Annotated in this window: 15 protein-coding genes and 1 tRNA gene; 12 read left to right on the top strand and 4 right to left on the bottom strand. The window is 60.0% G+C overall.

Features of this window, described 5'->3' with window-relative positions:
* Positions 1-351: 351 nt before the first annotated feature.
* The 5 genes from ACN0SD_RS19995 (at position 352) to ACN0SD_RS19975 (ending at position 6191) form a co-directional block, all read left to right on the top strand.
* Positions 352-2385 (top strand): AAA family ATPase, encoded by a 2034-nt coding sequence (locus ACN0SD_RS19995; protein WP_417809948.1) that lies wholly within the window; start codon positions 352-354, stop codon positions 2383-2385.
* Between the two features lie 445 nt (positions 2386-2830).
* Positions 2831-3346: a hypothetical protein gene (locus ACN0SD_RS19990; RefSeq protein ID WP_417809947.1), complete on the top strand. Its 516-nt coding sequence runs from the start codon at positions 2831-2833 to the stop codon at positions 3344-3346.
* Complete coding sequence (locus ACN0SD_RS19985) at positions 3336-5105, top strand: phage terminase large subunit family protein (RefSeq protein WP_417809946.1); 1770 nt, start codon at positions 3336-3338, stop codon at positions 5103-5105. The genes ACN0SD_RS19990 and ACN0SD_RS19985 overlap by 11 nt, the downstream gene beginning before the upstream one ends.
* Before the next feature lie 74 nt (positions 5106-5179).
* Positions 5180-5572 (top strand): hypothetical protein, encoded by a 393-nt coding sequence (locus tag ACN0SD_RS19980; protein WP_417809945.1) that lies wholly within the window; start codon positions 5180-5182, stop codon positions 5570-5572.
* A gap of 1 nt (position 5573) precedes the next feature.
* Positions 5574-6191 (top strand): hypothetical protein, encoded by a 618-nt coding sequence (locus ACN0SD_RS19975; protein ID WP_417809944.1) that lies wholly within the window; start codon positions 5574-5576, stop codon positions 6189-6191.
* Here the strand turns inward: ACN0SD_RS19975 and ACN0SD_RS19970 are convergent.
* Positions 6188-6445, bottom strand: coding sequence for a hypothetical protein (locus ACN0SD_RS19970; protein WP_417809943.1), 258 nt, complete (start codon positions 6443-6445; stop codon positions 6188-6190). The genes ACN0SD_RS19975 and ACN0SD_RS19970 overlap by 4 nt on opposite strands.
* A 256-nt stretch (positions 6446-6701) precedes the next feature.
* On the opposite strand from ACN0SD_RS19970, the gene ACN0SD_RS19965 reads away from it, so the two are divergent.
* From ACN0SD_RS19965 to ACN0SD_RS19935, 7 genes are all read left to right on the top strand, one after another.
* Positions 6702-7319: a hypothetical protein gene (locus ACN0SD_RS19965; RefSeq protein ID WP_417809942.1), complete on the top strand. Its 618-nt coding sequence runs from the start codon at positions 6702-6704 to the stop codon at positions 7317-7319.
* Position 7320: 1 nt separating this feature from the next.
* Positions 7321-8694 carry a phage portal protein gene (locus ACN0SD_RS19960; RefSeq protein WP_417809941.1) on the top strand — a complete coding sequence of 458 codons (1374 nt, stop codon included), beginning with the start codon at positions 7321-7323 and terminating at the stop codon, positions 8692-8694.
* Positions 8684-8881: a hypothetical protein gene (locus ACN0SD_RS19955; protein WP_417809940.1), complete on the top strand. Its 198-nt coding sequence runs from the start codon at positions 8684-8686 to the stop codon at positions 8879-8881. The genes ACN0SD_RS19960 and ACN0SD_RS19955 overlap by 11 nt, the downstream gene beginning before the upstream one ends.
* Positions 8860-10635, top strand: coding sequence for a prohead protease/major capsid protein fusion protein (locus tag ACN0SD_RS19950; protein WP_417809939.1), 1776 nt, complete (start codon positions 8860-8862; stop codon positions 10633-10635). Before ACN0SD_RS19955 ends, ACN0SD_RS19950 begins: the two co-directional genes overlap by 22 nt.
* A gap of 1 nt (position 10636) precedes the next feature.
* Positions 10637-10852 (top strand): phage head-tail joining protein, encoded by a 216-nt coding sequence (locus ACN0SD_RS19945; protein ID WP_417809938.1) that lies wholly within the window; start codon positions 10637-10639, stop codon positions 10850-10852.
* A gap of 1 nt (position 10853) precedes the next feature.
* A complete protein-coding gene (locus tag ACN0SD_RS19940; protein WP_417809937.1) occupies positions 10854-11180 on the top strand; it encodes a DUF2190 family protein in 327 nt (108 codons plus the stop codon).
* 253 nt (positions 11181-11433) lie between these two features.
* Positions 11434-12552 (top strand): tyrosine-type recombinase/integrase, encoded by a 1119-nt coding sequence (locus ACN0SD_RS19935; RefSeq protein WP_417809936.1) that lies wholly within the window; start codon positions 11434-11436, stop codon positions 12550-12552.
* Positions 12553-12588: 36 nt separating this feature from the next.
* Here the strand turns inward: ACN0SD_RS19935 and ACN0SD_RS19930 are convergent.
* From ACN0SD_RS19930 to ACN0SD_RS19920, 3 genes are all read right to left on the bottom strand, one after another.
* Positions 12589-12663, bottom strand: a tRNA-Phe gene (locus tag ACN0SD_RS19930).
* A 112-nt stretch (positions 12664-12775) separates the two neighbouring features.
* The gene (locus tag ACN0SD_RS19925; RefSeq protein ID WP_394198573.1) at positions 12776-12994 is read right to left on the bottom strand and encodes a DNA gyrase inhibitor YacG; all 219 of its coding nucleotides are present in this window, start codon (positions 12992-12994) and stop codon (positions 12776-12778) included.
* Positions 12991-13247 (bottom strand): ribonuclease E/G (locus ACN0SD_RS19920; RefSeq protein ID WP_417809935.1); only part of this gene is annotated, 257 nt, incomplete at its 5' end. The genes ACN0SD_RS19920 and ACN0SD_RS19925, both read right to left, overlap by 4 nt.

Below are 13247 nucleotides of genomic sequence, written 5' to 3'. Positions count from 1 at the left end.
TATGTACGGAGACCTGATCGCCGCCGAAGTCATCGCCCCCTCCCCCTACGATCCGACGTTCGCACGGATGCGAAGCTAGCCGACTTGGGTGCTAGGTATCTATCATAAAGGGGGTAAAAATGGTGCCCAGGGGCGAGATGCAGAAAGTTCACTGAATCAATAATTTAGTGAAAGGTGGGACACTCAAGCTTCCCATGGTTTCATTATGTTTTTCGGGAAAATTGTCCCACCTTTTTCGGTGGGATTCCGACTAAGCAGACCCCGGCACATCCTTTCAAAACCGTAAAACAAAATCACCCCCCGGCGGCGACCGAGGGGCGATTGAAGTGGCACATCGAAAGGATACAAACGATGCCCTCCAAAAATACAGTTTTGACCGATAACCTGCAAGCGGCCTTGTCCCATGCCAAAGCCGGGCGGCCCGTCTTCCCTTGCGGCCCCGATAAGCGCCCGCTGGTAAAGTGGCGCGACCGGGCCACGACGAACCCGGCCCAGATTGAACGCTGGTGGAAAAAGTGGCCCGACGCCATGCCGGGCCTACCGATGGGACGCGCGTCTGGGCTGGCCGTGCTGGACCTCGACAAGCGCCCGGATAAGGACGGGGCGGCAGCCTTGCGCGATCTGGGCTTTGACCCGGACTCCCTATCCCCGTGCATCATCGCCACGCCTTCCGGCGGCCAGCACGTCTACTTCCAATGGGGGGAAGGTTTAGGGAACTCTGCCGCAGGGCTGCCCGCTGGCGTGGACGTACGGGGCGAAGGTGGCTACGCCATCGCGCCCGGCGCTGTTAACGGCGTAGGGGCCTATTCTGGCGACCTGACGCCCGATCTGCCCCAATGGCCGGAAAGCTTGCGTCCGGCCCGTTCTGACGGGCCTGAAGCCGTCTCTGGTGAGCGCGAAGGGCTTCCCCCTGATCTGGTCCGCGAAGCGGTCATGGCCCTGCCCAATGACGGGGACGTCTTCGCCAACCGCGACGATTGGCTGAAGATCGTGGCCGCCGTTCACTATGAAACGGACGGCAGCGACGAAGGCTTGGAACTGGCCCAAGAGTGGAGCGCCCAGCACCCGACATATAACGAAGGTGAAACGGAGTCCGTTTGGCAATCCTTCCACCGCGCTAAAGGTCCCGTGCGGACCTTTGCCACGATCCGCGCTGAAGCCCGCAAACATGGCTGGCACGATCCGATCTGGGCGGCGGCGCGCGCGGCTGAAATCGACGCGCTGTTTGACCTGTGCTGGACCGCCGAAGAACTGGTGGAAGCTGAAATCGCCGCGACGATTGACGAACTGGTGGGCGATCCTGCCGCGATTGGGGCCAAGGCCGATCTGGACACGATCACGGCGCAAACCAAACTTCGCTTTCTGTCCCCGTCCGATTGCGAGGCCATGCCCGCGCGCCGCTACGTCGTGAAGGGTCTTCTGGCCGAACGGGACGTGGGGTGCATTGTGGGCGCGCCGGGCGCGGGCAAGTCGCTTCTGGCCCCGTTCCTTGGCTACGCCGTGGCCCAAGGTGAACGGGTCTTCGGACACCGGACCCGCGCGGGCGGTGTTCTTTATGTCGCGGCAGAAGACGGCCACGGGATGCGCGGACGGGTTAAAGCCCTGAAAGACACGCATGGGGACACGGACGCCTTCCATATAGTGGACGGCGTTTCCGACCTGTTGAATAGCCGCGTAGCAGGAAAGCCCAGCCCGCACCTTGGCGCGCTTTTGAAAGCCGTGAAAGAGCGCAAGCCCGCGCTGGTGGTGATTGACACCATCGCCATGGCTTTCCCCGGCTTGGAGGAAAACGACTCCAAGAGCATGGGCCTAGTCGTGGCCGCCGCCCAATCCTTGACCAAATGGGGCGCGGCGGTGCTGTTGATCCACCATGACACGAAGGACGGGCAGCAAGGACTCCCGCGCGGCCACTCCATCCTGAACGGCGCGCTGGACATGTCGCTGCACATTAAGCGGGAAAGCGGCGTGGTAACTGGCCGCCTGACGAAGAACCGCAACGGCGCGACCGATCAAACATTGGCCTTCACCGTGAAGACCGTGACGCTGGGCGAAGACGAAGACGGAGACCCGATCACCACGGCGATTTGCCAAGAGACTGACGCGCCCGAACGGAAAGCCCCCAAGCTGACGCCAATGGTTTCGGCTGCCCTTGCCGTGTTCAACGATCTGCCCCAGCCCGTTTCCGATGCCGCTTGGCGGCAAGCCGTCATTGAGTCCCCCACTGTGTCCGCGTCCCCTGACCCGGATAGCCGTCGCAAGGCTTACAAGCGGTCGGTGGAAGACCTGACCCGCAAAGGCATAGTGGTGTTTGCTGACGGCCATTTCACTCTGGCGGCGGGCGACTGTGAAGACTTCACCGACGATATGGTGGAGGTGGCGCAATGACTAGGGCGGCGCGTTTCTCCATGACGGCCAATTCTTTCGGGGCTTCCCAAGGCGGTCAAAACGCCAAGGCGAAATCCATGCAGCCCCACCAGTGGCAGCGGACGGCAAACCCGGACACCGGACAAAGCGGACGGACACGGACCAGCCCGGACAAGTCCGTCCCTGTCCGGCGGGCAAAAGGTGGGTGGAGAGCGGACGGACCGGACAAAGCCCTTAAGGCTTGTCCGTCTGTCCGGTCCACACATGCCCCAGACTTAGGTGATTTAGGGGAGAGTGAAGGAAGGTTGACTAGGGCGGCACATTGCCCAGCAACGGGTCCCTCTGGGGGCCGTGGGGTGCGGGGGGCGCGGAGCCTCGGTGTTTCACTCCACATGGAAAAATTGAAATCGAAAACCCGTTTGCCGCCTTGGTGCATTGACCGGGACAGTGAGACAGGAAAACAAACATGGAAAATTTGACCGAAACCGAACTGGCGGAAATTGACGCGCTTGTTGGGCTGCCGGAAACCACGCCCGAAGGCGGCGATCTGGTGGACGCTGCCGACCTGTCGGAATGGCTGGGCCTGACCCCGAACCGTGTCAGCGCCTTGGCCCGTGAAGGCGTGTTGCCACGGACCCCGGACAAGCTATTCCCCCTGAAGGCCGCCGTGCGGTCCTATGCCGATCACGCCCGCGCCGGGGCCACGGGCCGCCGCGTCGACTCCGAACTTGCCGCCGAGAAACTACGCGCCGCGAAGGCCACCGCCGAAAAGCTGGAAATCCAAAACGCCAAAGCGCGCGGGGAATTGCTGGACGGCAAACAGGTGGCGAACGAATGGCGCTCGATCATCACCGATCTGCGCGCCGCCGTCTTGGCCGTGCCGTCGCGGGTGGCTGGGCGGATGGGGCTAGACCGCGCCACGACCGCCGCCCTCGATTCAGAAATTCGTGACAGCATGGAGACTATCGCCGATGACCATTGATCCCCGCCTAGACCAGATGCGCCGCGATGCGCTGCAAGCCTTCCGTCCGCCCGCCAAGCTGGCGCTGGCAGACTGGATTCAATCGTCGGTCTTCCTGCCGTCCAGCATTGCCGCCCAGCCGGGCCGGATGCGCCTTTGGAAACCCCAAATCGAAATCGCAAACTCCATTGGCGACGATACCGTGGAGCGCGTTTCCATCCTGAAATCTGCCCGCGTCGGGGCCACGCAGCTTATGGTGGGGACGCTGGGGCATTTTGTGGAGAATGACCCCAGCCCGGTCTTGTGCGTCGTACCAGCCGAAGCCGATGCACGGCACCTCATGGTGAGCGTGATTGAACCGACGTTTCAAGAGTCGCCGTCGCTACGCGCGGCCCTGTCCGATGATAGCCGCGACACCATGCTCCACCGCCGCTTTGCCGGGGGCAGCCTGTCGATTGTCTCCGCCCGCGCGCCGCGCAACCTTCGCGCCCGCACGGCCCGGATTCTCTTTGCCGACGAAATTGACGCCTATGAACTATCCGCCGGGACCGAAGGCGACCCGGTGGAATTGGCAATGCGCCGGACAATGACCTTCGGCAACCGCCGGATCGTGCTGGCCTCGACTCCTGTTGATGCCGAGACCAGCCGGATTTTGCGCGCCTATGAGCAAAGCGACCAGCGCGTCTTTGAAGTCCCGTGTCCGCATTGCGGCCAATTCTCCGAAATCCTCTGGGCGGACATTAAATGGGACGCGGACAAGCCTGAGACGGCCCATTGGCGCTGTCCGACGTGCGAAGGGCGTGTGGAAGACCGCGTGAAGGCCCAGATCGTCGCAAAGGGGCGTTGGCGGGCGCTCGCGCCCCATGTGGAGGGGCATAGGGGCTATAAGCTGACCTCGCTGACCTCGACGCTGCCAAACGCGACGTGGCCCAAGCTGGCGGCGGAGTTCCTTCAGGCCAAGCGCAGCCCGACAACCCTGAAGCCGTGGCTCAATACGGTGCTGGGCGAAGCGTGGCGCGGCGAAGGTGACGATCTCGACTCTACCGACTTCGCGGCTCTGCAAAGGCCCTTTAGCATGGAGACTGTCCCCGAAGACGCCCTTGTCCTGACCGTCGGGGGCGACGTGCAGAAAGACCGCGTGGAACTGACCTACACGGGCTGGACGGCTGAAGGCGATATGCGGGTGCTGGGGCATGTCCCGATCTGGGGCGATCCGACCGAATCCGAAACTTGGGTGGAGGTGGAAGACGCTTTGCGACGCCAATTCCGGCACCCGCTGGGCGGCGTGTTGAATGTGGACGCTGCCGTGATCGACTCCGGCAACTGGGCCGATCAAGTCTATGATTTCTGCCGTCCCAGAACCGCCCGGCGCGTCCTGCCCGGCAAGGGCGTGTCAGGCTTCAGTCGCCCGGCGCTGGCGTTCTCTACGTCGCGCAAGGTCCGGCTGGCCCTGATCGGCGTGGATGGCGTCAAGCTGGCCCTGCACCAACGCCTCGCGCATGGCGAAACGATCCTGTTTTCTGATCAACTGAGCGGGGATTACTTCGATCAAGTCCGCGCCGAACGCCTTGTCACCAAATTCAGCCGGGGACGCCCCATGCGCGTTTGGGAGGTGATTTCGGGCCGCCGCAATGAGGCGCTGGACACTTTGGCCTATTCTTACGCCGCGCGGCAGCTTGTCGGGCTGGACATGGAGCGCCGGGAAAGCGATCTTGCAAGGAAAGACGGGCCGAAAAAGGCCCCGACGGTTGTTAAGTCCGCTTGGATTTGCGCGCGCTGAGGGCCAGTTCCCGCTTCACTTGGAGAGGGCTTTCTGCAATGGTGATTTTAAAGTCAGTTGGCTCGGAATTAATTATGTCTAATGAAGTAACATTAAATGATGAATCTCTAGCCGGCTTCAGCCAACCAGCCAAAGACCGATTACGCGCAGCCACAGTTGAATACATGGAGGAGATGATTGCAGAATGTTATCGCCTCGAAGCAAGCATGAACTCTGACGATGGTCCCGCCGAAATAACTCAAGGCATGGTCAATGATGCGGTGGTTTTCAAAAAGCGCCTGCCGACTAGAAAGAAAGGGAAATTCTGGCGAGCGACAACGCGTATTGCGGCTTCAATTTTGCCCTTGCTGGTCGGATTTTTCTTCAACTCGGATAAATTGACTGAAGGCAATAACCTAATTTTCTTTGCTTTGCTTTTGGTTGCAACTGCGGTGGTGATCACCGTTTCTGTTCTCATGGATGTATAAGATGCCTTTTAACGATTCAGATGATCTTAGAATGGCGCTTTCTGAAAAAGAAATGCTCCGCCACAAATTGCGTAGGCGATCTTCAATGGAGCTTATTCTCAAGGTGTACGCTTTTGCGGGGGCATTGACCGCCCTGTTCGGGATTTTTTACGTCGCGTATACTTTGCTTGGCATCAATTTATCGCGCGAAGTGCAAATGGGATTGCTATTAGCGTTCTCTGGCGCAGTAATGTCCATAGCTTCTTTGTTCGGTATATCTTACCTCAAAGACCGCACTAATCGACTTTCTCTTGAACAATCTGAAGAAATAATGAAGCTGGCGCTCATTAATGAGTGGGCGCAATTTGAGAGCATTGCTCGCTCTGTGACGCATGTAGAAAAAAAAGACCCAAGATATTTTTCAGTGCGACGCCTTCTTGAAAGCCTTAAAGTCGAAGAAGAAATTGACGACGATGATTTCCGTGCACTCCTAACAGCGTTAGAGCTGCGGAATAGAATCGTGCACGGCGTCGACACATACAGTATTGAAGCCTCGGAAGTTGACTACGTTTCTAATCTTCTGCGGAATATTGTTTCTCGCCTTGAGAATAGTAAATCTCTAAACAAGGCGGCACCCTAAACCGGAAGGTGGCGGTCCCCGTCGCGGAGGCGAAGCACATGAGCCAGCATCATGGTAAAGCCAGTATCGCGGCAGTTATCCAGTTCTATTGCTTCGCAAATCTGACTGTCTGACCACTGAAGGCTTACAAACTCGCCGGTCTGGCGCGCCCACTGGTGAACAACCCGCTGGGCGGCTTCTTTGCGCGTGGGGTGAACTTCATCGCAGATGAACGGCGCGAAAAGGGAATGTTTGTTGCGGGTTTTGCGGTCCATGTCTTCTGTCCTTTGGGGGATTTGTGTCGGGCGGAGAGAGCATGGCCCGCCCGACACGGCTTCGAGGATATGACGCCTATGTCAAAGCGTCACCGACTCCATACCCTGAGTCGCCCCACCAGTCCACCAAAAATCCTAGAGGCGTCCATTGTCAAATTGAATTAGACTATTGAAAACAAACAACTAAAGACTCGACTGGTTGATCGACTCAGTATATGACGGGCCCATAACTTCCTTGCACAAGAGGCCCGTGAAAATGACAGATAAGCCCGAAACCTACGGCGGCGCGAACATTCCGAAGACCGTTCGTAAGGCCCCGAAAGACCTTCTTACCATCGGCCAGATTGCCGACATTGTGACCCCGACCGGAGTCGACAAGAAACACCGCACCGACCTTTTGCGCTGGTATCGGACGCAAGGCTATTTGAATGCCGTGGCTCGTGAGAGTGAGGGGCGGAAATCCTACCTCTACCTGCCGGACCAAATCCTTCTGGCGGAAATCCTGTTCCGCATGGGCGAATTTGGCATTGCCTCGAAAGACGCGGCAAACGCTGCCCGTTTGGCAATTTCCCACTGGAACGAAGACGACTTTGAGGACGAAGCACCCGCGCTCACGCCGGGCATGTCCGTGATCCGCGACTATGAGGCCGGGGAACGGGATTGGACTTTTGAACTCTGGTCCTTTGTGCATCCCAAGAATGGCCGCGTGGCCTTTGAGGGGCGTATCGCTGCAAACCAGCGCGGCCAAGGCACTGGCCTTCTGATGACTCGCAATGCTCCCTATGAGGTGCGCGCCGTTTTGGCCGTTGATCTGATTGACGTGCTGGACCGCGTTCACCCGATGGCAAAGGCCCGCCGTGAGGTGCTGAACTGATATGGCTTTCCCGTTTATCCCCAAGCTGTTCAACCGCCCGACCAAGCCGCAAGCCGTGCGCCGTTTCGATGGCGCGGCTGGTGGCCGCCGTGCATTTGGCATGGGAACATTCGGACGGGTCAATTCTGAAGTCTCTGCCAGTGGGGCCACGCTTCGCAGCCGCGCCCGGTATCTCGCCAATAACAACCCGTGGCTTTCGCAAGCCGCCGCCAACTGGGCCGGGGCGCTTGTCGGGTCCGGTATTGTGCCGACCCCTAAGCACCCGGACGAGTCCACGCGCGCCGATTTGACCGCCGCCTTCCATGGCTGGGCCGATAACGCGGACGCCGATGGCCGGACGGATTTCTGGGGCCTGCAAGCCGATGTGGCGCGCGGGCTGGTCATTGATGGCGAAGCCTTCCTGCATGTGCTGCCCGGCGAAGACGGGCCGCGCCTTCGCCTTCTGCCCCCCGAACTGGTGGACGAGTCACTGACCCGCGAACTGGGCAACGGCGCTGTGATCGTGCAGGGCGTGGAGTTTGATGCCGATGGCCGCCGCGTGGCCTATCATGTGCTGCCGTATCGGCCCCACGATCAATTTGCGAACTATTCGCCCCCGGTGCGCGTCCCTGCCGACGAAATCTTGCACGTTATGAAACCGCTGGCAGCGGGTCAGGTGCGCGGCGTGTCGTGGCTCGCGCCTGTGATCCTGTCCGCGTCCGACTTTGACCAGCTTTGCGATGCGCTCTTGATGGGGGCCAAAGTGGCCGCCATGCACTCCGCCTTTCTTATTGATTTGAACGGGACTGGCGGCGAACCCTATGACGGCACGGGCGAAGGCGGAATCCTCGAAACCGGGCTGGAACCCGGCACCATGAAGCGCCTGCCGACCGGGTATGACGTGAAGTTCAACACGCCCGGCCAGTTGACCGAAATCGGGGCCTTCCTTCGCCTTCAGCTTCAGCAACTCGCGGCGGGCCTTGGGCTTCCCGATCACCTTTTGAGTGGCGATCTGTCGAACGCGAATTACAGTTCCTTGCGCGCCGGGCTTTTGCCGTTCCGGCAGCGCGTGGAGCAGATTCAATATGGCGTCCTTACGCCCCAATTTCTCGCGCCGATCTGGCGGCAGGTGGTGGCGTTTGCCGTCTTGTCTGGTGATCTGGCCGCGCCCGATTACGAGTCCGCACCGCGCGCCTATGCCGCCGAATGGCTTCCACCCAAGCCGATGCAGGTTGATCCGCTCAAAGACACGCAAGCGACCGTGGCCGAACTGGACGCGGGCCTGACCTCGCGCCGCAAGGCCGTGGCCGAACGTGGCTGGGCGCTGGAAGACCTCGACTCCGAAATCGCTGCCGACCCGCGCCAAGCTGCCAAGGAGTCCACCGATGACGCCTAAGCAACGCAAAGAGCATGAAAAATACCTTCGCACTCTGGCCGAAAGGGCCGGGGCCAGTGACGAAATTCGCGGCCCCAAACTGACCCTGAATCCGGCCAAGGCCGACGTGATCCACTTGCCCCGTGAAGGCCGCAAACTGACCCGCCAAGACAAGGAATTTGGAACATGGCAACGCAAACTTTGCTGACCCGCCGGGCGGTCTTTGCCCCGGACACGTTCAACGCCGACGCAGGCACGGTGGAGGCTGTTATCAGCACTTTCGCTCCGGTGCAGCGCAAAGGCTTCATGGAGCGGCTGGACCCGGCTGGGCTGGACACGTCCCGCCTGATCGGCGCGCCCGTTCTGGACGGCCACCGCCAAGGCTCTGCCCGCGACGTGATCGGCACTATTGCCGGACACCGCATGGAAGACGGCAAGCTGGTGGCAACGATCCGGCTTTCCGGGGCTGCCGATGCGGTTCCGATTGTGGAGCGTATCCGCGAAGGGACGATCAAGGGAGTCAGCATTGGCTACCGTGTCACCCGCTGGGCTGACTCCACCGACCCCAATTCTCGCGCCCGCGTTCGGACGGCGGCGGCGTGGAGTATTTCCGAAGTCTCCGCCGTTCCGATCCCCGCCGATCCCGGCAGCCAATTCAGAGGTGAAAACATGCCCCAAGATGAAATCGAAACGGTGGAGAATCCCGCCGTAGAAACTGCAACCGAAACCCGCGCTGCAATTCGCCAGATTTGCCGCTCTGCCAATATGACGGCGGAACAGGCGGACGATATGATTGACCGCGATTTGTCGATCACCGAAGCCCGCGCTGAAGCCTTTGAAGCGATGCAGCGCCGGACTCCAGCCCGTATCCGCACCGCCGCCCCGGCCAATGATGACCCCGCCGTCACCATGACCCGCCGCGCCGATGCGCTTTATGCTCGCGTCTCTGGGGAAGCCCCCAGCGATGAAGCCCGCCCGTTTATGGGTGAAAGCCTTCGCGACATGGCGCGCGCTTGTGTGGAGGCTTCGGGCGTCAGCACTCGCGCAATGGAGGCGGACACGCTGTTCCGGGCTGCCATGAACACGACCAGCGACTTCCCGAACTTGCTGACCAGCACCGGGAACCGGACGCTGACCGCCGCCTATCAGGCTGCGCAAAGCCCGGTGAAAACCGCGCTGGCCCGCCGCTCGACGATGGCCGATTTCCGGCCCGGCACTCGCTTGAAGCTGTCCGACATTGGCACCTTGGAAAAGGTCAGCGAGTCGGGTGAAATCACGCATACGTCGCGCGGTGAAGCGTCCGAGTCCTACGCTTTGGACACCTACGCCACGCAGTTCGCTATCAGCCGCAAGGCCCTTATCAATGACGATCTGGGCGCGTTCCGCGACTGGGGCAGCACCGCCGGGCGTATGGCCGCTGAAACCGAAGCCAACCTGCTTCTGACGATGTTGCTTTCCAACCCGACGATGAATGAGGACGGCAAGGCGCTGTTCCATGCGGATCACGGCAACCTTGCCAGCACGGGCTTGGCCCTTGGCGATGCTGGCGCGGGTCTTACTGCGCTGTCTGGTGCGCGTCTTGCCCTTCGCGGCATGAAGGCGCTGGACGGGAAGACCCCGATCAATGCGACTCCCAAGTTCCTGCTTGTCGGGCCGGAGCAGGAAACCATTGCGGAGCAACTGCTTGCCGAAATCGCCGCCGCGACCGTGGATGAAGTGAACCCCTTCGCCAAGCGCCTGTCGCTTCTGGTGGAGCCGCGTATCACGGACAATCAATGGTTTGTCTTTGCTGACCCAGCCCAGCTTCCCGTTCTGGAATATTCCTACCTGTCTTCAGCCCAAGGCCCGCAGATGGCAAGCCGTGAAGGCTGGGACGTTCTGGGTATGGAGTTCCGCGTGGTGCTGGACTTCGGGTGCGGCGCTGTCGATTGGCGCGGCGCTTACATGAACGCGGGCGAATAATATGGCGACCGTGGCCGAACTTACCAAAATGCGGGCGGACCTTTTGGCCGCCCGTGCTGGCGGCGTCCGGCGCTACCGGGACCAGAACGGGGAAGAAGTGGAATACCGCTCTGACTCCGAAATGGCCCGCGCTCTGGCCGCACTTGATGCGGAAATCTCCGCCAAGTCGGCCCGGCCTGCCAATACGATTCACTTCAATATGAGCAAAGGACTCTAAGATGAAAAACTATGTGCAGAAGGGTGAAAATATCACCGTGTCCGCCCCCGCCGCCGCCACCAGTGGGCAAGGCGTTCTGATCGGCAACTTGTTCGGCATTGCTGCCGGGACCGCCGCCATTGGCGAAGACCTCGATCTGGTGACGGAAGGCGTCTTCAACATGGCGAAGGTCAGCACGGACGAATTGGCCGTGGGTGATTTTGTCTACTGGGACGATACCGCCAAGCTGGCGACTTCGGACGATGACACGGGAGCGAATGAGTTGATCGGCCTTGCCGTCACCGCCGCCGCCAACCCGTCCGGCACCGTCAACGTGAAGCTGGGTTAAGATCATGTCCGCCGTCTCCGCACATACACGCACCGCGCTACCGTTGCCCCCGCGACGGGGGCTGTCGCGTGTGGAGGCGGCGGAATACATCGGAGTCGGTGCATCGAAATTTGACGCTATGGTGACGGATGGAAGGATGCCAAAGCCCAAGAAAATAGACGGGCGGCGGGTCTGGGATGTGCGTTCATTGGACCAATTTTTTGATGCCTTGCCCGGTGGCGACGATTCGGACCACAATCCTTGGGATAATTAGATGACTGAGGATTCTATGAAATTTCGTTTGAAATACGTGGTGGAGGATGTGGACAGGCACGGAAACGTGCGTCTCTACTTTCGCCGCAATGGTCGGAAAGTCCGCTTGCGTGGCCCCGCCGGATCACCCGAGTTCCTTACCGACTATCGCCGCGCTGCGAACCCGCCAAAAGAGGCCAAAGCCCAAACTGCAAAAGTGGGCCGTGTCGTGCCTCGCAGTATTCGCTGGCTTTGCGTCCAATACTACAAAAGCGCCATGTTCACCGAACTGGACCCACGGACTCAGAAGGTCCGCCGCTCGATTATGGAACGCTTTTGCCAGAACAAGAATGAAGGCGACAAGCCTTTTGCGCTCTTGCTGCCCCGTCATATCCGCGTCCGTCGCGATGAAATGGCCGACCGTCCCGAGGCTGCCAACGGCATGGTGAAAGCCTTGCGCCAACTTTACCGTTTCGCACTTCGCTATGACCTTCACGACGACAACCCAGCGGACAAGGTGGAATACCTGAAGGGCAATCCCGACGGCTTTCATTCGTGGTCTCTAGCCGAAATTGAGAAATTTGAAGACGCCCACCCGATTGGGACACCAGCCCGCCTTGCGCTCGCTTTGGCACTCTACACAGGGCAACGTCGTGCCGATTTAGTGACACTAGGCAAGCAACACGTTCGCGACGGCTGGCTGATCTTCACCCAGCACAAGGGCCGGAACAGTAAGCCCGTGCGGATGGAAATCCCGGTCATTCCTGCATTGCAGCGAGTTATCGACGCCACGCCCACAGGGGACCTGACGTTCCTTGTGACCGCCTTCAATCGCCCGTTCACGTCCAACGGCTTTGGCAATCGCTTCCGCAAGTGGTGCGATGAAGCCGGGCTTCAGAACTGTTCCGTTCACGGATTGCGCAAGGCCGCCGCTGCACGGCTGGCCGAACTTGGCTGCACGGAACAAGAGATAATGGCGATTACTGGACACCGCACCAGCAAGGAAGTCACCAGATACACTCGCGCGGCAAGTCAGAAGACACGAGCAGAAAGCGCGCTTCGCCGTCTTTCACCAGAACAAACGCTGGACAAAAGTGTCCCACTTTCAGCGGGGGTAATATCTGGTGGGACAAAACCGTAACCTAACTATTTGATATTAAATACCAAAAAGAAAGAATGGTGCCCAGGGGCGGATTTGAACCACCGACACGAGGATTTTCAATCCACTGCTCTACCCCTGAGCTACCCGGGCACCGGGCGTTCGCATAGGGTGTTTGCCTGCGAACGTGGGACTATCTAGGCCAGTGTTTTCGTGGTGTCCAGAGCCTTGTGCACGAAAAATAAAAAACCTCTCCCAGAAGACGTTAATGTGGCTTCGAGCCATCCCCTGCGGGGCCGCCAGCGGCGATTTCGCCCAGCTTCTTCTCCAGCTCTTGCATCAATTCGTCATCATCATCGGGGTCCTCGCTGGCTATTGCGTAAGATCCGCTCATCCAGCGGCCCAAATCGACGTCGGCACAGCGCTTGGAGCAGAACGGGCGGAACTTTTCGACCGTCTCCTTGGCGCAAATCGGGCAGCTCATTGCGCCAGCCCCGTAGGCACTGGCAAACGTTCGCGTTTGCGCTGCAATTCATAGTGCCCAAGCGGCGTCCACCCCACCAGCGACGTTTCGATCGGGTCCGCCCTGAAGGCGCTGCGCAGCGATATTTCGAACTGCTTGCGGTCTTTCTTCGGCATCGGCGCCAGATCAAGCGTGATCTGCCCGCCAAGGCCGCGCAGGCGCCGGACGATTTTCGTCGCCCCGGCTACGGGCCCCGCGGCACCGCTCGGACCAA

Source organism: Thioclava sp. (genome assembly GCF_048263065.1).
Classification (GTDB): domain Bacteria; phylum Pseudomonadota; class Alphaproteobacteria; order Rhodobacterales; family Rhodobacteraceae; genus Thioclava.
This window is presented reverse-complemented; position numbering and strand designations above follow the sequence as displayed.